Origin of the sequence: Pseudoxanthomonas sp. PXM03 (genome assembly GCF_014852005.1) — a bacterium.
Lineage (GTDB): Bacteria > Pseudomonadota > Gammaproteobacteria > Xanthomonadales > Xanthomonadaceae > Pseudoxanthomonas_A.
Genome location: NZ_JACVAU010000001.1, coordinates 105181 through 126407 on the forward strand (window position 1 = coordinate 105181; position 21227 = coordinate 126407).

19 protein-coding genes and 1 pseudogene are annotated in these 21227 nt (G+C 66.8%); 10 read left to right on the forward strand and 10 right to left on the reverse strand.

The window, feature by feature from the left end:
- Positions 1–939, forward strand: a complete 939-nt coding sequence (gene cyoE / locus IB223_RS00500; protein ID WP_192199755.1) for a heme o synthase — start codon at positions 1–3, stop codon at positions 937–939.
- 147 nt (positions 940–1086) lie between these two features.
- Here cyoE and IB223_RS00505 read toward each other — a convergent pair whose 3' ends face one another.
- On the reverse strand, positions 1087–1578 hold the full coding sequence (locus IB223_RS00505) for a protein tyrosine phosphatase family protein (protein ID WP_192199756.1): 492 nt from the start codon (positions 1576–1578) through the stop codon (positions 1087–1089).
- Positions 1579–1588: 10 nt separating this feature from the next.
- Positions 1589–3316: a DNA primase gene (gene dnaG, locus IB223_RS00510; RefSeq protein WP_192199757.1), complete on the reverse strand. Its 1728-nt coding sequence runs from the start codon at positions 3314–3316 to the stop codon at positions 1589–1591.
- A gap of 60 nt (positions 3317–3376) precedes the next feature.
- Here dnaG and dld point away from each other — a divergent pair, with 60 nt between their 5' ends.
- Positions 3377–5077, forward strand: coding sequence for a D-lactate dehydrogenase (dld, locus tag IB223_RS00515; protein ID WP_192199758.1), 1701 nt, complete (start codon positions 3377–3379; stop codon positions 5075–5077).
- 48 nt (positions 5078–5125) lie between these two features.
- On the opposite strand, the pseudogene IB223_RS00520 reads toward dld, so the two are convergent.
- The 4 genes and pseudogenes from IB223_RS00520 to rpsU form a co-directional block, all read right to left on the reverse strand.
- Positions 5126–5950, reverse strand: a pseudogene (locus IB223_RS00520) (YihY/virulence factor BrkB family protein); the annotation flags it as partial.
- A gap of 85 nt (positions 5951–6035) precedes the next feature.
- Positions 6036–6530 carry a GNAT family N-acetyltransferase gene (locus tag IB223_RS00525; RefSeq protein WP_192199760.1) on the reverse strand — a complete coding sequence of 165 codons (495 nt, stop codon included), beginning with the start codon at positions 6528–6530 and terminating at the stop codon, positions 6036–6038.
- Between the two features lie 59 nt (positions 6531–6589).
- The gene (locus IB223_RS00530; RefSeq protein WP_192199761.1) at positions 6590–7036 is read right to left on the reverse strand and encodes a GatB/YqeY domain-containing protein; all 447 of its coding nucleotides are present in this window, start codon (positions 7034–7036) and stop codon (positions 6590–6592) included.
- 109 nt (positions 7037–7145) lie between these two features.
- Entirely contained in the window at positions 7146–7361 is a 216-nt protein-coding gene (gene rpsU / locus IB223_RS00535; RefSeq protein WP_002808376.1) for a 30S ribosomal protein S21, read from the reverse strand.
- 134 nt (positions 7362–7495) lie between these two features.
- Between rpsU and tsaD the strand changes: the two genes are divergently transcribed.
- The 4 genes from tsaD (at position 7496) to IB223_RS00555 (ending at position 9987) form a co-directional block, all read left to right on the forward strand.
- The gene (gene tsaD, locus IB223_RS00540) at positions 7496–8533 is read left to right on the forward strand and encodes a tRNA (adenosine(37)-N6)-threonylcarbamoyltransferase complex transferase subunit TsaD (RefSeq protein WP_192199762.1); all 1038 of its coding nucleotides are present in this window, start codon (positions 7496–7498) and stop codon (positions 8531–8533) included.
- Between the two features lie 77 nt (positions 8534–8610).
- The gene (folB, locus tag IB223_RS00545; RefSeq protein ID WP_192199763.1) at positions 8611–8970 is read left to right on the forward strand and encodes a dihydroneopterin aldolase; all 360 of its coding nucleotides are present in this window, start codon (positions 8611–8613) and stop codon (positions 8968–8970) included.
- Between the two features lie 4 nt (positions 8971–8974).
- Complete coding sequence (folK, locus tag IB223_RS00550; RefSeq protein WP_192199764.1) at positions 8975–9466, forward strand: 2-amino-4-hydroxy-6-hydroxymethyldihydropteridine diphosphokinase; 492 nt, start codon at positions 8975–8977, stop codon at positions 9464–9466.
- Entirely contained in the window at positions 9463–9987 is a 525-nt protein-coding gene (locus tag IB223_RS00555) for a hypothetical protein (protein WP_192199765.1), read from the forward strand. Before folK ends, IB223_RS00555 begins: the two co-directional genes overlap by 4 nt.
- On the opposite strand, the gene IB223_RS00560 is transcribed toward IB223_RS00555, so the two are convergent.
- Positions 9928–10668, reverse strand: coding sequence for a pteridine reductase (locus IB223_RS00560; protein WP_192199766.1), 741 nt, complete (start codon positions 10666–10668; stop codon positions 9928–9930). The genes IB223_RS00555 and IB223_RS00560 overlap by 60 nt on opposite strands.
- A 184-nt stretch (positions 10669–10852) precedes the next feature.
- Here IB223_RS00560 and IB223_RS00565 point away from each other — a divergent pair, with 184 nt between their 5' ends.
- Positions 10853–12310, forward strand: a complete 1458-nt coding sequence (locus tag IB223_RS00565; RefSeq protein WP_192199767.1) for a circularly permuted type 2 ATP-grasp protein — start codon at positions 10853–10855, stop codon at positions 12308–12310.
- Positions 12310–13251 (forward strand): alpha-E domain-containing protein, encoded by a 942-nt coding sequence (locus IB223_RS00570; RefSeq protein ID WP_192199768.1) that lies wholly within the window; start codon positions 12310–12312, stop codon positions 13249–13251. The genes IB223_RS00565 and IB223_RS00570 overlap by 1 nt, the downstream gene beginning before the upstream one ends.
- A gap of 170 nt (positions 13252–13421) precedes the next feature.
- On the opposite strand, the gene IB223_RS00575 is transcribed toward IB223_RS00570, so the two are convergent.
- A complete protein-coding gene (locus IB223_RS00575) occupies positions 13422–14252 on the reverse strand; it encodes a 20S proteasome subunit A/B (RefSeq protein ID WP_192199769.1) in 831 nt (276 codons plus the stop codon).
- 119 nt (positions 14253–14371) lie between these two features.
- On the opposite strand from IB223_RS00575, the gene IB223_RS00580 reads away from it, so the two are divergent.
- Positions 14372–15556, forward strand: coding sequence for a class I SAM-dependent methyltransferase (locus IB223_RS00580; RefSeq protein ID WP_192199770.1), 1185 nt, complete (start codon positions 14372–14374; stop codon positions 15554–15556).
- 59 nt (positions 15557–15615) lie between these two features.
- On the forward strand, positions 15616–15945 hold the full coding sequence (locus IB223_RS00585; RefSeq protein ID WP_225590869.1) for a VanZ family protein: 330 nt from the start codon (positions 15616–15618) through the stop codon (positions 15943–15945).
- Positions 15946–16043: 98 nt separating this feature from the next.
- Here the strand turns inward: IB223_RS00585 and IB223_RS00590 are convergent, their stop codons facing one another.
- Together IB223_RS00590 and IB223_RS00595 are read right to left on the reverse strand one after the other, a co-directional pair.
- Entirely contained in the window at positions 16044–18380 is a 2337-nt protein-coding gene (locus IB223_RS00590; protein WP_192199772.1) for a family 20 glycosylhydrolase, read from the reverse strand.
- Positions 18381–18478: 98 nt separating this feature from the next.
- Entirely contained in the window at positions 18479–21211 is a 2733-nt protein-coding gene (locus IB223_RS00595) for a TonB-dependent receptor (protein WP_192199773.1), read from the reverse strand.
- Between the last annotated feature and the right edge of the window lie 16 nt (positions 21212–21227).

Sequence of the window (21227 nt, forward strand, 5' to 3'; positions counted from 1 at the left end):
ATGGCCTCGACGTTCCGCCAGTACTGGGCGTTGACCAAGCCGCGCGTGGTGGCGCTGATCGTGTTCACGGCCATCGTCGGCATGTTCCTCGCCATCGATGGCCTGCCCGACGGCGCGCAGGTGTTGCGTGGCGGGTTGGGTTTCCTCGGCATCTGGCTGGCCGCTTCCAGCGCGGCCGCCATCAACCAGCTGCTGGATGCGCGCATCGACGCGAAGATGGCGCGCACCTCATGGCGCCCGCTGGTGCAGGGCCAGGTGAAGCCGTGGCAGGCGCTGGTGTTCGCGCTCGCGCTTGCCGCGCTGTCGATGGCCATCCTGGTGCTGTGGGTCAACACGATCACCGCGATCCTGACCTTCGCTTCGCTGATCGGCTACGCGGTGATCTACACCGTGTTCCTCAAGCGCGCCACGCCGCAGAACATCGTCATCGGCGGCATCGCCGGCGCAGCACCGCCACTGCTCGGCTGGGCCACGATGACCGGCATGCAGGGCGAGTGGGATTGGCCGCACGCGCTGCTGCTGGTGCTGATCATCTTCGTGTGGACGCCGCCTCATTTCTGGGCACTGGCGATCTTCCGTCGCGAGGACTACGCGCGCGCGCTGGTGCCGATGCTGCCGGTGACGCACGGCGTGACCTACACGCGCTGGCAGATCCTGTTCTACACCGTGCTGCTGGTGGAGGTGACCGTGTTGCCGGTGGTATTCGGCATGAGCGGCTTCTTCTACCTGGGGGGCGCGCTGGTGCTGGGCGCGGTGTTCCTCTGGTACGCGTGGCGCCTGCTCGATCCACCGGACGAGTTCTTCGCCATGCGCGTGTTTAACTACTCGATCGTCTACCTGATGGCGCTGTTCGCGTTCCTGCTGGTGGACCACTGGGTGATGCCGCTGCTGCAGCCGGCCCCCTCGGCTGCCGGCATCGAGTTCGTGCCGGCGAGGTAATGCCGTTGTAGGAGCGACGTCAGTCGCGACCGCGGTCCGCCAGTATGCATTGACGATGTACGCGGTGCCGCTGCGCTATCCAGCGGGATGTGGATTCAATGTGGCCGCGTTCGTGCGGTCGCGACTGACGTCGCTCCTACAAAAGCCTTAGCGTTCCGGCTCCGCCAATTGCTCCACCACCACCGGCTCCAGCGACTTCAATCCCGCCGCGCGACCCAGGGCGAGGGCTTCCTCCGTCGATGCGCCGTCCACCTGGGCAGCGCCGAGCGCGAGCAGGGCGCCGACGCGATTGCCCGAGGCGCAATGCAGCAGCACCCCACCTTCCCTTTGCTTCAGCAGGGCATGCAGTGCCTTGGCGTTTTCCGGCGTGAGGTCGTCCTTGCCGGCGATGGGCATCGCGACGTATTCCATGCCCAGGCGACGTGCTTCAGCGGCCTCGTCGTAGCCCCGCTCCTCCTGCGGTCCGCGCAGGTCGATCACCGTGCGGACGCCCTCCGCACGCAAGCGGGCAAGATCATCCAGCGCGGGCTGGCCGCCGGTGTGCAGGCCGGGACGGGGCTGGGTGAATTCCGCCGCCAGCGTGGAGAGCGAGGTGCCGTACAGCAGCGTGGCGAACAGAAAAAACGCGAAACGTGTCATCACGGACTCCTCAGTGGCGGCCGATGCGGGCCTGCAGCAGGGTGCGCAGTTCGTACTTGTCGGCTTCGTCCAGACCCATGCTGCGCTGCTTGGCCTGGAGTTCGTCCAGACGCTGCTGCAGCATCTGCTTCTCCAGTTGCACGGCGGCATCGAGGACTTCGAGACGCCAGTTGTCTTCGTCGCCGGGCAGTTCCTGCATCGCCAGTTTCTGCAGCGCGACGACCTCCTCGCGCTCGGCGAAGTGCTCCAGCAGCGCCCCGGTGGTGATATCGGGGCGCGCGTGCACCAGCGCGATCACCTCCAGCAGCAGGTCCATGCCTGCCAGCCGCAACGCCGAGAAGCCATGCGTGGATTCGATCGACAACGCCAGCGCCGGCTTGTGCAGGAGCCGCACGATCATGCTGCGCACGAGGCTCGGTTTCTGGCCGGCCTGTGAAGGCGCAGGACGGCGTGCAGGCAGCGGCGCGGTCGGTGCCGTGTTGCCGGCGCCCACGCCGGTGATCTCGGTGAGGCGCTGCCGCATCAGGTCGCCGAACGCGCCGTCGGGGATCTGCGCCAGCAACGGCCGTGCGCGTTCCGCGAGGCGCGCCTTGCCGTCGAGCGTGGACAGTTTGATGTCCTTGCCCATCTCTTCGAAGAAGAATTCCGACAGCGGCATCGCCTGTTGCAGGCGTGCGTCGAAGCCGGCCGCACCCTCCTGCCGCACGATGGTGTCGGGATCCTCGCCATCGGGCAGGAACAGGAAGAACGCCTGCCGTCCATCCTTCATGCGCGGCAGCACCGATTCCAGCGCTCGCCATGCGGCACGCTGGCCGGCCGCATCGCCGTCGAAACAGAAGTACACATCCGGCGCATTGCGGAACAGCAACTCGGCATGCTCGGGCGTGGTCGCGGTGCCCAGAGTGGCGACGGCTTCCTTCACGCCGAACTGGAACAGCGATACCACGTCCATGTAGCCCTCGACCACCACCAGCCGCGCGATCTTCTGGTTGGCCTGCTTCACCTGCCACAGGCCGTACAGCTCGCGGCCCTTGTGGAACAGCGCGGTCTCCGGCGAGTTGAGGTACTTCGGCCCGTCGTCCTTCTGCAGCACGCGGCCGCCGAACGCGATCACGCGGCCGCGGCGATCGTGGATGGGGAACATCACCCGGTCACGGAACTTGTCGTAGACGTGGCCGCGATCGTTCTTCGAGAACAGGCCGGCGCGGTCGAGCAGCTTCATCCGGCGCTCGTCGGTGCCCAGTGCATCCTTCAGCGCGGAGTAGCCATCCGGCGCGTAGCCGATCATGAACTGCGTGCGGATCGCCGCATCCACGCCGCGGCCATCGAGATAGGTCTTCGCCTTCTCGCTGGTGTCGAGATTGCGCTGGAAGAAGCGCGCGGCGGCTTCGAGGGCGTTGAACAGATCGCGGGTATCGTTGTTCTCGTTGCGCTGCTGCGTTTCGCGTGGCACTTCCATGCCGCTGCGGCGCGCCAGTTCCTCCACGGCATCCAGGAACTCGAGGCGGTCGTAGTTGATCAGGAACGACAGCGCGGTGCCGTGCGCGCCGCAGCCGAAGCAGTGGTAGAACTGCTTGGTCGGCGAGACCGTGAACGACGGCGAACGTTCATCGTGGAACGGGCAGCACGCGGAGTATTCCTTGCCCTGTCGCTTCAATGGCACGCGCGCGCCGACCACCTCGACGATATCCGTCCGGGCGAGCAGTTCGTCGATGAAGGCGTCGGGGATGCGGGCCATGGGCCACATAGGATGCCATGCCGGGCCGGCACACCGTCGGGGCGCGTTACCATGCGGTACATGTCCTCCGACCCCTCTTCCGATGACGCCCTGCTGGCCCGGTTGCGCAGTGCGGTCGGGACTTCCCATGTGCTGACCGGCGCCCGCGCCACGCGACGTTTCCGGCGCGGTTACCGCTTCGGCGAGGGGCCGGTGCTCGCGGCGGTGCGCCCCGGCACGCTGCTGGAACTGTGGCGGGTGCTGCAGGCGGTGGTGGACGCAGGCCGCATCGTGCTGATGCAGGCGGCCAACACGGGCCTGACCGGAGGCTCCACGCCGGATGGCGACGACTACGATCGCGGCATCGTCCTGGTCAGCACCCTGCGCCTGACCGGCGTGCAGCTGATCGACGAAGGGCGGCAGGTGGTCTGCCTGCCGGGCGCGACGCTGGATGTACTGGAGAAGGTGCTTGCCCCGCTGGATCGCGAGCCGCATTCGGTGATCGGCTCTTCATGCATCGGGGCGTCGGTGCTGGGTGGCGTCTGCAACAACTCAGGCGGGGCGCTGGTGCGGCGTGGGCCGGCCTATACCGAACTGGCCCTGTTCGCGCAGGTGGATGCGGAAGGCAGGCTGCAGCTGGTCAACCATCTCGGCATCGCGCTGGGCGACACACCCGAAGACATCCTGTCGCGCCTGCAGGTGGGCGATTACGGCCAAGGCGACATCATCCACGACCCGGCGCGCGCGGCATCCGATCCGCATTATGCCGCGCACGTGCGGCAGGTGGATGCGCCCACCCCGGCCCGCTACAACGCCGATCCTTCGCGTCTGCATGAAGCGTCGGGCTGTGCAGGACGATTGGCCGTGTTCGCCGTGCGCCTGGACACCTTCGAGAAGGAGGCCGCGTCGGTCTTCTACATCGGCAGCAACGATCCGGACGATCTCACCGCGGTGCGCCGACACATGCTGACGGCCTTCGAACGCCTGCCTATCTCGGGCGAGTACCTTCATCGCGATGCGTTCGACATCGGCGACCGCTATGGCAAGGACACCTTCCTGCTGATCGAACGCTTTGGCACCGACAAGGTGCCCGGGGCCTTCGCGCTGAAGAGCCGGCTGGATGGCTGGTGCGAACGCATCGGCCTGGGAGGCCTGACCGACCGGCTGCTGCAGGCGGCGACGTCGCTGCTCCCGGACCATCTGCCGCCGCGCCTGCGTGCCTGCCGCGACCGTTTCGAGCATCACCTGCTGCTCAAGGTGTCAACGCGCGATGCGGAGGCCACGCGTGCGTTCCTCGAACACTTCTTCGCCGCACGCGCGGGCGGTTTCTTCGTCTGCGATGCCGACGAGGGACGCAAAGCCTTCCTGCTGCGCTTCGCCGTGGCGGGTGCGGCGGTGCGCTACCGCGCCGTGCATCGTGCACAGGTGGAGGACATCGTTGCGCTGGATGTCGCTCTCCGTCGCGATGATCGCGACTGGGTGGAGGCACTGCCTGTGGACGTCGCGGACACGATGGTGGCGCGGCTGTACTACGGGCATTTCTTCTGCCACGTATTCCACCAGGACTACATCGTGAGGAAGGGCGTGGATCCGCTGGCCGTCGAGCACCGCCTGTGGGACCTGCTGGACGCCCGCGGCGCCGAGTATCCGGCCGAACACAACGTCGGCCACCTCTATCGCGCCAAGCCGCCGCTGGCCGATTTCTACCGGCGACTGGATCCGACCAACACGTTCAATCCCGGTATCGGGATGACCAGCAGGCACGCCGGATGGAAGGAGTGAGTGGAAGGGAGCGACCGCGTGCCTTCCTCACTCGTCCCTCCCCACTCTCCGCTCATCGATGACCGCCGTGAGCAGCGCGCCGATGAAGAACACCACGCTGGCGTAGTAGATCCACACCAGCAGCAGAACCAGCGCCCCCATCGAACCGTACGCGCTGCCGGGCGCGGCCTGGGCGAGGTACAGGCCGATCAGGTAGCGTCCGGTAGCGAACAGCACCGCAGTGATGGCGCCGCCCAGGAACGCCTGCCGCCATGCGACGCGCCGGTCCGGCAGGTAGTGGTAGAAGAACGCGAATGCGAGCGTGTACAGCAGCAGCGTGGTGGCGTAGCCGAGCATGGGCAGCAGCGAAGGCAGCCGGGCGAACACCACCTGCAGCGCGGTGGTGGCGATCATGGACACGATCAGCAGGAAGCCGATGGCCAGCACGACACCGAGCGAGAACACCCGTTTCATCAGCCATGCGGGCAGGCCGTTGAGGCGCTGCGCATCGGTGCGGAATATCAGGTTCAGCGCGCCCTGCAACTGCGCGAACACGACGGTGGCGCCGACAAACAGCAGCGCCGTGCTCCACCATCCCGCCAGCGAGCCCACATCCGGCCGGTCGCTGGCGTTGCGGATCACCGTCTCGGCGACCGTGGCGGCGCTGGGGCCGGCCAGCTGGTGAATCTGGTCGAGCAGTGACTGTTGCGCGGGCGGGTAGAGCGAGGCCGTCAGCCAGAGCAACAGGACCAGCAGTGGTGCAAGCGACAGCAGCGCATAGAACGACAGTGACGCTGCCTGCGTCATCAGGTCCGTCTCGATGAAGCGCCGGCCCAGCGCGACGGGCAGGCTGCGGCTGGCGCGTTCGCCGGCATCGCGTGCCAGCGTGCGCAAGGTGGCGAGGTCGTTTCGACGGGGCATGCGCCGAGGGTGGCGTACGCCGTGTCAGCGGTTCGTTAGGGTTGCGTGGCGGTGGTGTTCATGCGTCCGCGCCGGCGAGGGCGTGCAAGGCGGCGCCACTGACGCGTTGCACCGTCCATTCGTCCAGGCCGACCGCGCCCAGACTGCGGTAGAGGCGGATCGCGGGTTCGTTCCAGTCCAGTACCGACCATTCGAAGCGGCCGCAGCCACGTGCGACGGCCAGCTGTGCGAGATGCACCATCAGCCGCCTGCCGAGACCGAATCCACGGTAGCGCGGCAACACGAACAGGTCCTCGAGGTACAGCCCGGGCTGGCCGAGGAACGTGGAAAACGAGTGGAAGAACAGCGCGAAACCGGCGGGCGTGCCATCGGCCTCGGCGATCACGACTTCAGCGGCGGGACGTTCGCCGAACAGGTGGGTTTCGAGCAGGGCGGGCGTGGCGACGGCCTCGTGGGCGAGTTTTTCGTACTCGGCCAGCCCGCGGATGAAGGCGAGGATCTGCGGGATGTCGGCGCGGGTGGCCGGGCGCAGGGTGATGGCAGGGGTATCCATGGCGCGAGGATGCCACGGATGGGGCAGGGCGCCAGGATGCCTGGCGCCCCGCGGCGGGCTCAGCCCGCGAGCTTCTTCTTGATCAGGGCGGAGACCTGGCCCATGTCGGCCTGGCCGGCGAGACGTGGCTTCAGCACGCCCATCAGCTTGCCCATGTCGGCAGGGCCGGTCGCGCCGGTCTCGGCGATGGCGGCCTCGATGGCGGCCAGGATCTCGGCTTCGCCGAGCTTGGCCGGCAGGTAGGTGTCGATGACGGTCAGTTCGGCGCGCTCGATGGCGGCCAGGTCCTCGCGGTTGGCGGCCTCGAACTGGCTGACCGAGTCCTTGCGCTGCTTGACCATCTTTTCCAGCACGGCCAGCACGGCGGCGTCGTCCAGCTCGATGCGCTCGTCCACTTCGCGCTGCTTGATGGCGGCATTGATCAGGCGGATGACGCCCAGTCGGTGCTTCTCGCCGGCCTTCATGGCGGCCTTCATGTCATCGGTGAGCTGCTGTTTCAGGGACATGGTGTGCTCCGGGGGAACGGGGAGGGCGTGGCACGGGGACCGTGGGACGCCAAAAACACAAAAAGCCGGCGACGCTCGCGCGTGCCGGCTTCTTGCGAAGCGACGCGGCTCAGTACAGGCGCTGGCGCTTGGTGACGTCGCGCGAGCTGCGGCGCAGCTGACGCTTCACCGCAGCGGCGGCCTTGCGCTTGCGCTCCTGGGTCGGCTTCTCGTAGAACTCGCGCTTGCGGGTTTCGGCCAGGACGCCGGCCTTTTCGCAGGTGCGCTTGAAGCGACGCAGCGCAAACTCAAACGGCTCGTTTTCGCGGACTTTGACGCTGGGCATACGTAATCTCGGTGAAGTAAACGGCCCGGGCATACCGGGTGAGCCGCGTATTATAGCGGCTGCCTCCGGCGCTGCAACCCACCCCGCTACCGGCCCGGCTTGCCCTCTCCCTCCCTGAGCCCCAGATCCCGGTCATGAAAGTCCTCGGCATCGAAACCAGCTGCGACGAAACCGGCGTGGCCGTGTACGAAACCGGCCTGGCCGGCACGGCGGGCCTGCGCGCCCATACGGTCTACAGCCAGATCGCCCTGCATGCCGAATACGGCGGCGTGGTTCCGGAACTGGCCAGTCGCGACCATGTGCGGAAGCTGCTGCCCTTGATCCGGCAGACCCTTGCCGAGGCGGGCATGACCACCGCCGACCTGGACGGAGTGGCCTACACCGCCGGGCCCGGACTGGTCGGTGCGCTGCTGGTGGGGGCTGGGGTGGCCCGCTCCCTGGCATGGGCGCTGGATGTTCCTGCTGTCGGCGTCCACCACATGGAAGGCCATCTGCTGGCGCCCCTGATGGAGGACGACCCCCCGGAACCGCCGTTCGTGGCTCTGCTGGTCTCCGGGGGCCATACCCAGCTGGTGGCGGTGGACGCCATCGGCCGCTATCGCCTGCTGGGTGAAACGCTGGACGATGCGGCCGGCGAAGCCTTCGACAAGACGGCCAAGATGATGGGTCTGCCTTACCCCGGCGGACCGCAGCTGGCGGCGCTGGCCGAGCAGGGAACCGTTGGCAGGTTCAGGTTCGCCCGGCCGATGACCGACCGCCCGGGCCTGGATTTCAGCTTCTCCGGCCTGAAGACGCAGGTACTGCTGGCCTGGCGCGACAGCGACCAGTCGGAACAGACCCGCGCCGACATCGCGCGCGGCTTCGAGGATGCGGTGGTCGATACGCTGGCGATCAAGTGCGAACGCGCCCTGGACGCAGCCGGCAGCGATGTCATCGTCATCGCCGGGGGCGTGGGCGCCAACAAGCGCCTGCGCGCCAAGCTGCAGGAGATCGCGGCGAAGCGCGGTGGCCGTGCATGCTTCCCGCGTCCGTCGCTGTGCACCGACAACGGCGCGATGATCGCGTTCGCTGGCGCGCTGCGCCTGCAGGCGGGCCAGCACGAAACGCCGGAAGTGAAGGTGGTGCCACGCTGGGACATGGCGGCGCTGCCGCCCGTGATCCGGAATCTGTGATTCGTGATTGGTAAAAGCCGGGACTCCACGTAGCCTGTGTCCCATCAATCATCCATCACCCATCACGGCTTTCATCCATGGACACCGTTTTCATCGAAGACCTGCGCATCGAGACCGTCATCGGCATCTACGACTGGGAGCGGGAGATCCGCCAGACCGTGGCGCTGGACGTGGAGATGGCATTCGACAACCGCGTGCCCGCCGCGCGCGATGACATCGCACTCACGCTGGACTACAAGGCGGTGTCGAAGCGGCTGATCTCCTTCGTGGAGGAAGCGAGCTTCGGTCTGGTCGAGACCCTCGCGGAACAGTGCGCGGCGATCATCCGCGACGAATTCGGTGTGGCCTGGGTACGGTTGAAGCTGAGCAAGCCCGGTGCGGTCACCGGTGCGCGCAACGTCGGCGTGCAGATCGAACGCGGCACACGCCCGGCCTGACGTCATGGGAACCGCTTACCTGAGCCTGGGCAGCAATATCGAGCCCGAACGCCACCTGCGTGCCGCCGCCGCCGCGCTATGCGAACGCTTCGGCGAGGTCCGCTTCTCGTCGGTCTACCGCACGCGCTCCGTCGGTTTCGACGGCACGGATTTCCTCAACGCCGCCGCCGTGATGGAAAGCGATCTCGACCCGCTTGCGCTGAACGACTGGCTGCATGCGCTGGAGGACGCGCATGGCCGGGACCGCAGCGGACCGCGCTTCTCGGACCGCACGCTCGACATCGATATCGTCTTCTATGACGACCTGGTCCTGCAGGGGCCGGGCAACCTGCGCCTGCCGCGCGAGGAGCTGAAGCACGCCTTCGTGCTGCTGCCACTGACCGAGATCGCGCCCGACATGGTCGACCCGCGCAGTGGCCGAACGCTGGCCTCGCTGTGGCGCGCGCATCCGGACCACGGCAGTCCTCCCAGTCCTTCCCGCATGGAGTTCGCATGATCACCGCTGACTGGCTCAACGTGGTTCTGGCCGGCGTGAATAACGTGGTCACGGCCTTCATCGCACTCGCCGTACACCGGGCGAGCAAGCGGTCGGCGAGGATGGAGCACGACCGCGGCATCAAGGACGCCTGGATCAACATCGACATGGCTGCCCTGCAGGACCCCGACAACATGCGCCTGCTCGATCAGTTGATCCATGCGGACCAGCAGGGCGCGGACCCCGATGCCTCCCGTCGGCGCTGGCTGGCCTATATGGTGCTCAATCCCTTGGAGGCAGCGTGGAGTGGAGCGAAGTTCGGCCACCTTCCGGATGCCGTGCTGGACAGCTCCGAGCGCACCATGCGCGGCCTGGTGCAGCACGATGATGTGTACGCGCTTATCCAGGGATTCGTGTACTCGATGGAGTTCCGTGCGCGCTGTGCAGAACTGCGCAAGGCTTGGCAGGAGGACAGTGCGCGCCTAGCCCAGCGCGCGTCCGCCGTCCACGCGGACGACCTGCCCGGTGATGTAGCTCGCTGAGTCACCCAGCAGCCACGCCACGATGCCGGCGATGTCGTCCGGATTCCCGGCGCGACCCAGCGGCGTCTGCGCCAGCAGCCGCGTCTGCACGTCAGGATCGATCCCGGCGTCCGGCCACAGGATCGCGCCCGGCGAGACCGCGTTCACCCGCACCTCCGGCGCCAGCGATACAGCCAGTCCGCGCGACACCGCCAGCAGCGCCGCCTTGGATGCGGCGTACACCGCCAGGTCCGCGCGTGGTTGATCGGCATAGATGTCGGCGATGTTGACGATCGCCCCGTGTGCGGCGCGCAGGTGCGGCGCCGCCGCCTGCGACAGGAAGAATGGCGCGCGTGCATTGACCGCGAACAGTTCTTCCCACTGCGCCGGCGTGGCACTGCCGGCCGGCGTGGGATAGAACGCCGATGCGTTGTTGACCAGCGCATCCAGACGACCGTAGTGGCCCACGGTCCTCGCGACCAGTTCGGGCAGGCGATCGAAGGCGGCCAGCTCGGCCTGCAGCATCAGCGTGCTGCCGGCGCGTGCGGTTTCCAGTTCGGCGATCAGGGCCTGCATTTCGCTGGCCGAGGCGCGATAGTGCAGGGCCAGATCCCAGCCATCGGCGTGCAACCGGCGCGCGATCGCCGCTCCCACGCGGCGGGCGGCACCGGTGACCAGGACGACGCGGCGTGAGGTGGGCATGGCGGACTCCGGTGCGGGGACAGACATTCTCCCTGCTTTGCACCGGAATGGCGCAACGCGACGCCTGCGGATGTGAGTCGAATCCACCCTGCTGCGGAAGCTTGACGACGTGCACGGTTAGCGTGCATGTTGCGACGCATCACCCTTCGCCGGATGCGCCGGCCAGGGACAACGGAAAGGGCGAATGGACTGGGCGAAGTACCGCACCACGACCTTTGACGAACTCATCCAGGCCGATGGACGGCCGCGTCCGGCCGCACGCCGGCTGGTGGAGTACCTGGCGGGCCTGTCCGGCCGCGAGCTGGCCGAACGCCAACTCGCCGCCGACGTGGTGGCGCGCGTGCAGGGCATCACCTTCACCGTGTACTCGGACGGCCGCAACGTCGACCGCACGCTGCCTTTCGACCTGATCCCGCGCATCATCCCGCTCAGCGAGTGGCAACGCACCGAGGCCGGCCTGAAGCAGCGCATGCGCGCGCTGAACCTCTTCATCGGCGACATCTACGGCAAGCAGCAGATCGTCAAGGACAAGGTGTTCCCGGCGATGCTGCTGAAGGATTCGGTGAACTTCCGCGAGCAGTGCGTCGGCATCACGCCGCCGCTGGGCGTGTGGGCGCACATCTGCGGCTCGGACCTGGTGCGCGACGGCGACGGCACGCTGTACGCGCTGGAGGACAACCTGCGCATTCCCTCCGGCGTCAGCTACATGCTGGAGAACCGCATGGTGGCCAAGCGCGTGTTCCCGGAACTGTTCGAGACCAGCTCGATCCTGCCGGTTGACGAATACCCCAGCCAGCTGTACGACACGCTGGCCGCGCTGTCGCCACGGCCCGGCAACACGCCCGTGATCGCGTTGCTGACGCCGGGCGTGTTCAACAGCGCGTACTTCGAACACGCCTACCTGGCGCAGGCGATGGGCATCGAACTGGTCGAAGGCAACGACCTGTTCGTGGCCGACGACGACTGCACGTACATGCGCACGGTGTATGGCCCGCAGCGCGTGGACGTCATCTACCGCCGCGTCGACGACCTGTTCATCGATCCCGAGGTCTTCCATCCCGACTCCGTGCTCGGCGTGCCGGGACTGATCCGCAGCTGGCGCGCGGGCAAGGTGGCGCTGGCCAACGCGCCCGGTGCGGGCGTGGCCGACGACAAGGTCGTGTTCGCGTACGTGCCGAAGATGATCAAGTACTACCTCGACGAGGATCCCATCCTGCCCAACGTGCCGAGCTACCTCTGCCACAACGCGAAGGAGCGCAAGTACGTGCTGGAGAACATCGAGAAGCTGGTGGTGAAGCCCGCCAACGAATCCGGCGGCTACGGCATGCTGATCGGGCCGCGCTCGACCAAGCGCCAGCGCGAGAAGTTCAAGGCACTGATCGAGGCGAATCCGCGCAACTACATGGCGCAACCCACGCTGGCGCTGTCCACCGCGCCGATCGTGACCAAGCAGGGACCGTCACCCCGCCACATCGACCTGAGGCCCTTCGTCCTGTCGCGCGAGGACACCTACGTCACCACGGGTGGCCTGACCCGCGTGGCGATGGTGAAGGGCTCGCTGGTGGTCAATTCATCGCAGGGCGGCGGCGCGAAGGACACCTGGGTGGTCGATCTGTCCGACCATGACGAGGAGGCCGCCTGATGCTGTCGCGCGTCGCCGACAACCTGTTCTGGTTCAGCCGCTATGTGCGGCGGGCGGAGAACACCGCACGCCTGGTGGGCGTGGGCAGTCAGTTGCAACTGGACATGCCGCGCTCCGTCCGTTTCACGTGGCGGCCGATGATCGACACCGTCGGCGCCGGGTCGTACTTCGAGGAATGCCATCCCGGTGCCGGCCATGATGCCGCCGACGTGGACGTGATCCATTTCCTGCTGCTGGACGAGCGCAATCCGTCGTCGCTGCGCACCTCGGTGGATTCGGCGCGCGAAATCCTGCGCAGCATCCGCGACAGCCTGCCGCAGGACGTGTGGGAGGCCATCAACGACCTGCACCTGTACATCGGCGCGCACGGCGAGCGCAGCCTGAGCCGGCGTTACCGCATCGAGTTCCTCAATCGCATCATCGATGGCTGCCTGAAGGTGTCGGGCCTGCTCAGTGCGAATGTCAGCCGCGACATCGGTTACCAGTTCCTGCGCCTGGGCACGGCGCTGGAACAGGCCGACATGACCACCCGCATCATCGATGCCGGCGCCTCGGGCCTGGTGACGCCGCGCAACGAGGATGATCGCGAGGCCTTCCAGAACATGCAGTGGATGAGCGTGCTGCGCTCGCTGGCCGGCTACCAGATGTTCCGTCGCCACGTGCGCCAGCGCGTCACCGCCGAGCTGGCGCTGCGCTTCCTGCTGCAGAACAACGAGTTCCCGCGCAGCGTGCAGTTCTGCCTGACGCGCGCGCAGAGCGTGTTGCCCACCATGCCCCCACGCCCCGGCGTGGACCGTCATCTCAACCGCCTGATCGGCATGACCCGCAATGCCGATCCGGTGTCACTCGCGGCACGCAATCCCGCACCCTTCATGGACCAGATCCAGGTCCACCTGAGTTCGCTGCATTCGGCCATCGCCGAGGGCTACTTCCACGGGTGAGGACGCGGCTTTCTGTAGGAGCGACGTAAGTCGCGACCGCACGGCCGATGCTTTCGTCAACGTTTGGATCATGCACAGCAGCCTGTCGTCCGGCGCTCTCGCTTGGTCGCGGTGCCGGGACGATTGGGCGTGCGGTCGCGACTTACGTCGCTCCTACAGAGGCTTGAGGTCTATTGCTGCCCTTGCGCGTCGCCGGGATCCTGCCGCGAGGGCGCGCGCCGCGGCGGCATCGATGGCAGCGGGCCGGTGGGTGCTTCGCGTTCCTGCTGCGGCTCCCAGGGAAACCGCGGCAGGCTGTGCACGGCGGCTTCCAGCTTGCGCGACCACGTGTCGTGGATCTCGGCGTACAGCGGCGTGTCCGCTTCCAGCCGCACCTTCTGGCTGATCTTCAGGTCGCCCGTACGCAGCAGCGCCATGTCCACCGGCATGCCGACCGACAGGTTGGAGCGGATCGTGGAGTCCAGCGAAACCAGTGCACAGCGCGCCGCATCTTCCAGCGAGGTCTCGGGCCGGATGATGCGGTCGAGGATGGGTTTGCCGTACTTGGATTCGCCGATCTGCAGGTACGGCGTTTCCGGTGACGTGGCGATGCAGTTGCCCAATGGATAGACCATGTACAGGCCGGGCCGCTCGCCGGCGATCTGGCCACCGAGGATCAGCGTGGACTGCACGTTGACGCCGCTCTGCTGGGCATCGTCGATCACCCGCGCCTGGCTGGTCACCAGCGTCTCGCCCACGTACTCGGCCACTTCGTACAGGTGCGAGAACGTGCGCAGGCTGCGCGGCGCATGCGGATCATCCACGTCGCGCTGCAGCTTGGACAGGGTGAGCTGGGTGGTGGCCAGGTTGCCGGCCGACATGATGACGAACACGCGCTCGCCCGGCCATTCGAACACGTGCAGCTTGCGGTACACGCGCACATCGTCGAACGAAGCGCTGGTGCGGGTATCCGCGGCGAAGACCAGGCCTTCGTTGACTTCGATGCCGACGCAATAGGTCATGGCGTGTCCGTTGCTGCTGTGCACCACGATTCTATGCGTGGCCCCGGGGGTTGGCTAGGGCCGCCGTGCCAATGTGAATCGGCCCGTACAATGACGTGGTTTCCCGTTTCAGGTGCGCCATGCAGGCTGATCTACCCCTACCCGACGATGTGGCACAGGCGCACAGCGAACGCCTGGCCGCACTGATCCGCGCCGAGATCGCCGCCGGGGGCGGCAGCATGCCGTTTTCGCGTTTCATGGAGCGCAGCCTCTACGCGCCCGGGTTGGGCTACTACAGCGCGGGCAGCACCAAGTTCGGCGAGGCGGGTGACTTCACGACGTCGCCGGAGTTGGGGCCACTGTTCGCCAGCTGCGTGGCGCAGGCGGTGGCGCCGGTGTTGCAGCAGCTGGGCCCGGAGGCCGAATTCGTGGAGATCGGCGGCGGCAGCGGCGCCTTCGCGGAGATCACGCTGAAGCGCTTGCTGGCGCTGGATGCCCTGCCTGCACGGTACGCGATTCTCGAACCCAGCGCCGACCTGCGCGAGCGTCAGCGCGAGCGCCTGCAAGCGCGCCTGATTCCGCCGGTCTTCGACCTGGTCGAATGGCTCGACGGCCCGCCATCCGACGCCTGGAATGGCGTCCTGTTCGCCAACGAAGTGATCGATGCCCTGCCGACGCCGCGCTTCACGCTGCGCGATGGCGAAGTGTTCGAGGAAGGCGTGGCGCTGGACGGCGAAGGTCGCTTCGTCCGCACCGACCGGCCGGCCGACGCGTTGCTCGCCGCCGCCGTGCGCCATGTCGAGCGCTATCTTGAGCAGCCGTTCCCGGACGGCTACCGCTCGGAACTGCTGCCGCAACTGCCGTACTGGATACAGGCGGTGATGGGAGGCCTGGATCGCGGTGCCATGCTCTTCGCCGATTACGGCTACACGCGGCGCGAGTTCTACCAGCCTGACCGGGACGACGGCACGCTGCGTGCGTATTACCGCCATCGGGTGCACAACGATCCCTACCTGTGGCCGGGCCTGCAGGACATCACCGCGTCGGTGGATTTCACCGCGCTGGCGGAAGCCGGCACGCAGGCGGGCTTCGACATGGCGGGCTACACCACACAGGCCAACTTCCTGCTGGGCAACGGCCTGCAGGAACGGTTGGCCGAAGCCGAAGCGCGCGCGGACGAAACCACGTTGTTGCGCCTGCGCAACGAGGCCAAGCGGCTGACCTTGCCCAGCGAGATGGGGGAGCGATTCCAGGTGATGGGTTTTTCGCGCGACGTGGAGTTCGGCGTGGCGTTCCTGTTCAACGACCTGAGCTGGCGCCTGTGAGCGGGACATTCGCGCTCAAGCCGTTCCGTCGTCCGCGGCTGTGGCTGCCGCTGTGGTTGATGGCGGTCACGGCCGTGGTGGTGTTGTCGCTGGTGAATCTGAGTGGATTGCCGCCGGTGCCGGAAGGTGGCGACAAGGTCGAGCACTTCCTGGCGTACGCACTGCTTTCCGCGTCGGCCGTGCAGCTGTTCGCCAAGCGCCGTGCCTGCCTGCTCGTTGCGCTGCTGCTGGTCGCGCTGGGCATCGGCCTGGAATTCGCGCAGGGAATGCTGACCAGTACGCGCATGGCCGATCCGCGTGATGCAGTGGCGAACACGCTGGGCGTGCTGGCCGGCCTGGCGACCATGACCACCCCGCTGCGCGACCTGCTGCTGCGCCTGCGCGGATGATGGTAGGAGGGGCTTCAGCCCCGATGCTCTTCGGTCGATATCCCATCGATTTGACGAAAAGCATCGGGGCTGAAGCCCCTCCTACAGGATCCTGATGGTTACTGGGGCTGCAGCGTGATCCGGTCCAGGACCCACATCTGCGGGCGCGTGTCGCCGGTGAAGCGCACGCACAGGTCCTGCCTGCCGGTCGTACCGGCCGGAAGCGGCGTCTCAAGATCGAGGAAACCATCGGCGTTGGGCGCGGCCGGCAACGCCACCGTCGCCAGCGTGCGGCCCTTGCAGCCGCCGCCCAGGATCTCAAGTTCGCCCAGCGGCGACTTCGCCGGCTCGAACGTGCGGTGCGGTTCGTCGTGTGCCAGCTGGAAGTAGTACGGGATTCTGCCCGCGCGCACCTTGATCGACGCGATGCCGTCGAGATCGGCCTGGTTCCACTGCCAGCAGGGATAGAAGATGGTGGCGTTGAAGATCGCGCGCTCGCCATCGGCCGGGCCATCGTCTTCCAGTCGCAGCAGCAGGCGTCCGGCATCCGGACACACGGCCATCGCTTCGTCGGTGCGCGACAGCAGCGAGGCGGGCGTCAGTTCGAACGTGGATGCAGGTGCCAGCGCACGGCCGTCGGCGAATGCCGCGGCGCGCACGGTGGCGGGAAGCTTCACATCCAACGGCGTCGTGAAGGCCGGTGACGTCGCCTTCGGTTCGCTGCCGTCCGTGGTGTAGCGCACGGCATAGCCCAGCGGGTTCGACAACGTGATCTTCGCCGTGCCGGCCTTGCGATCGTCCTCGGCCGCGATCATGGCTTCGAACGGCGTCTTCGCGTAGCCCAGTCCGATGGCGTCGTAGCGCTTCAACTGCGCAGGCAGGCGGGCGGTGAAGCTGGCGAAGTCCTTCTTCGCCGCCGGCGTCCAGCCGGTTTCAGCCACGGCGGCAAGGCGCGGGAACGCGTTGTGCTGCAGGCGGGCGAAGGTGCGCGTGTGTTCGGTCCACAGGTTGGCCTGGATGCCGAGGATATGGTGGCGCTGGCTCTCTTCCAGTTCCGCCGGGATCGGATCGAAGCCGTAGACATCCTGCAGCGTGATCAGCGCAGGACGGCCCGGGGGCTCGTTCGGCGAGGCGGTCTGCAGGTAGTCGAGGTACGTCTTGTTGGAAGGCGACATCACCACGTCATGGCCCTGGCGCGCGGCCTGCAGGCCGCCTTCGATGCCGCGCCACGACATGACGGTGGCTTCCGGCGGTAGCTTGGCTTCCAGGATCTCGTCCCAGCCGATCAGGCGCTTGCCGTGTGTGGCGAGATACTTCTCCAGACGTCCGACCAGGTAACCCTGCAGGTCCATCTCGGTCTTCGCACCCACCTCGCGCATGCGTGCCTGCTCGCGCGCGGAGGCTTCCCACTGGTCCTTGACCGCTTCGTCGCCGCCGATGTGCACGTAGGTGCCGGGGAACAGCGTGACCACTTCGCCCAGCACGTTCTCGAGGAAGGTGATGGTGCCTTCTTCGACGTTGACCAGGTTCGGGAACACGCCCCATTCGTTCGACGGCACCAGCGGCGTGTCGATCGAACCCAGTTCGGGATACGCAGCAATGGCGGCGGTCGCATGGCCCGGCACGTTGATCTCCGGCACCACGGTGATGTGGCGTTCGGCGGCGTACTTCACCACGTCGCGGATCTGGTCCTGCGTGTAGAAGCCGCAGTAGGGGCGCGGCTCGCCCGTCTTCGGGTCCTTGCCGCCATCACCGGCGGGGATGCGGCAGCCACCGATTTCGGTGAGCTTCGGGTACTGCTTGATCTCGATGCGCCAGCCCTGGTCGTCGGTCAGGTGCCAATGCAGTGTGTTGAGCTTGTGCAGGGCCATCGCGTCGATGACCTTCTTGACCTCGTCCACGCTCTGGAAGTGGCGCGCCGGGTCCAGCATGAAGCCGCGCCAGCCGAAGCGGGGCGCGTCCTCGATTTGCAGCGCCGGCAGGGTGACGCCGCCCTTGTCGCCCTGGGTGGCGAGCTGCCACAGCGTCACCGCACCGTAGAACAGGCCGCGCTCATCGCGCGCCTTCACGGTGACGCCGTCGGGCGTGACGTCGAGCGAGTAGGCTTCCGGGTTCTGCTTGTCCGCACCGGCCGACTCCAGCACAAAGCGGATCACGCCCTTGCCCTCGTCCTGCGTGGAGGCCAGTGCAGGCCCTCCCGCCGACTGCAGGTAGGCCGCGAACTGCTGCGCCACGCGCGTTGCGGCTTCGCCGCTGGCGGCCAGGCGTGTGTCCGCAGTGATGGCAAAGGCGCCTTCGCCCGTTTGCAGTGCGGCAGGCGCCGGAATAAGCGACGGCGTGATCGGCGTGGACGCCGCCACGCCGCCATCGTCGCTGGTCTTCGGCGTGCAGCCGGCGAGAGCCAACAGGGTGAAGGCCAGCCCGGCCAGGGCGCGATGGGCGATGGGTCGGTTCATCGGTGTCCTCGGTAGCGATGGGCACAGCATGCCCAAAAAAAGCGGGCCCGGACGGATCCGGGCCCGCAGAGGGAGAGTGTTCCCTTACATCGTGCGGCTTAGAACTTGAAGCGGAAGTTCAGGTAGTACTGGCGGCCGTTGCTGTAGAAGGCGTGCGGCAGGTAACCCGGAACAGCGTCGTTCTCCGTGTAGTACTTCAGCTTCGGATCGTTGAGGTTCAGGCCGTCCAGGCTGATCGTCAGCCAGTCGGTGGCCTTGAAGCCCAGCGAAGCCGACACGGTGGCGAAGTCATCCTGGTAGAAGTTGTCGGCGCGGCTGACGCCGGCATAGAACGAGCTGCGGTAGCTGTAGTTGATGCGGGCGTTGAAACGATCGTTCTCGTACCAGCCCGACAGGTTGTAGGTGTTCTCCGAGGTGCCGTTGAGCGGCTTGCCGCCATCCGCCTCGCCATCCACGTAGGTGTAGTTGGCGTTGAAACCGAAGTTGTCCCCGATCGGCTGCTCGTAGGTCAGCTCCACGCCGCGTGCCTTGCCGTTCGAGTTGACCGGGATCGACACCAGGTAGTCGCTGTAGACGTCCGTGCCCGCGGCCTGGCTGGCCTGCTGGTCCTTGTATTGCACGATCACGTTGCCGAAATCGACGTAGCCGTCCAGGTCCATCGAGAACACGCTGGCGGCCAGCAGGGCGCGCGGCGCGAAGTACCATTCCAGCGAAGCGTCGAAGTTGGTCGACACCAGCGGGTCGAGGTTCGGGTTGCCACCGCTGCCTTCGTGGGTCAGGTCGTTGAGCGTCAGCGAGCCGGCAAGCGCGGAGAAGTCCGGACGGGTCATGGTCTTGCTGCCTGACACGCGCGCCACCAGGCTGTCGGTCAGTTCGAACTTGAAGTTCACGCTGGGCAGCAGTTCGTTGTAGTCGTTGTTCACCACGACCGGCAGGTAATCGCCGAACGCCGAGCCGGTGATCGCGCCCGGGATGCCGGAGTTGACCGCCAGCGCCTGGTTGTAGTTCACGTCGGTCTGCGTACGCACGTGGCGCAGGCCGGCGTTGCCGCTCCAGCGGTCACCACGGAAGTTCAACTGCGCGTACACCGCGTTGATGTCTTCCTTCACGCCGTAGACGTCGGAGAAGTAGAAGCGCTCCGGATTGTTGCGGTTGGCGAAGCGGGCGTTGATCTCGGCCAGCTGCGCGGGCGTGTAGTACCAGATGCCCGACGGCACGTTGCCGCCCACGCCGAAGTCGCCGGGATACGTACCGCCCGCCGCCGGATACGCCGCGATGTCGGTCCAGTTGGTGGCCCAGTTGGGGCCCTGCGCGAGCGAAAAATCGTTGCTGCGCTCATGCGTGGCGTAGCGGTAGCCGAAGTCCAGCGAGGACAGGATGTCGTTGTCGAAGAAGAACTGGCCGTCCGCCGAGGCCCAGTCTTCCTTGTCCAGCACGTCGATGCCCTGCGCGCCGAAGATCCAGCCGCTCTGCGGGAGATGGTTCGCGGCGGTATTGGTGCCGCCCAGCGACCAGTCGATCGGGTTGCTGACGCCATTCATGCTCCAGCTCGCGCCTGCGTTCCCGGCGATGCCGGTTTCCAGCACGTCCTGCGTGGGGCTGCTGCCCCGGCCCTTGGTGGAGCCCAGCTGGAAGACGAACTTCAGCGCGTCGCTGGCATTCCACTCGGCATCCAAGGCGATGTACTTGGACGTGGATTCGGCACCCGGGCGGGAGATCATGTCGTACACACCGTAAGGCGTGACGGTCGTGCCGCCGGTGACCGGCGCGTAGGTGGCGCTGGTCAGCACGCCGTTCTCGATGGTGTAGCTGCTGGGCGCGCGCGCGTTGATGAACTGACTGGCCCACATCATGTAGTTGCGGTTGTAGTTGTCCGCCTTCAGGCGCGAGTAGAATGCGTTGACGTTCAGGGTCAGGTTGTCGGTGACCTTCGCTTCGATGTTCGCCACGCCGCCCTGACGCTTGCGTACCTGCTCGAACAGGGCGGCGCCGATCAGGTTGGGATACAGCACGCCCACGAGATCCGGATTGCTGGTCGCGACGGGAGTACGGGTGACACCGTCCGCTTCGAACTCCGCGATCGTGCCGTAGCCGCCCACCACTTCCTGGCCATCGCGGCGCAGGCTGCGCTCCTCATTGAAGACCTGTACCAGGAAGCCGGCGGTACCTTCGTCGTTGCGCCAGTTCAGCAGTGCATCGAGCTGCGGCTTGGTGTCGCCCGGCAGGTCGGAATGCACCGCGCCGATGGAGCCCTGGATGGTGAGCGGCTCGGCGAACTGCAGCGGACGACGGGTGATGATGTTGACCGAGCCGGCGGTGCCGCCTTCGACCAGCTTCGCTTCTGAAGTCTTGTGCACCACCACGCGGTCGACGATCTCGGACGGATACAGCGAGTAGCTCACGCTGCGGCCGACGTTGCCTACCTGGCTGAGCACGAACCAGTCGCCGGTGCCGATGCCGTGTCCGTTGACGAGGGTCTGGGTAAGGCTGGGATTGGTGCCGCGCAGGCTGACGCGGTCGGCTTCGTCGAAGCCACCTTCGCTGGCGCTGGACGACGCGATGTTGACGCCGGGCAGCTGGCGCAAGGTGTCGGCCACGTTCTTGGCCGGCAGCTTGCCGATGTCTTCGGCGGTGACGACTTCGACGTGGGTGGCGGCGTCGCGCTTGGCATCGAGGGCCTTCTCGATGCTGCCGCGGATGCCGGTGACGACGACGGTGTCGAGGTCGGTCGCCGTCGTGTCGGCCGGTGCGGCGTCCTGCGCGTTGACTTGCATCGAGAACGCGAGCCCGGCGGCGATCGAGGCCGAAAGGATCGAGGTGCGGTACTTCATGATGTCTCTCCCATCA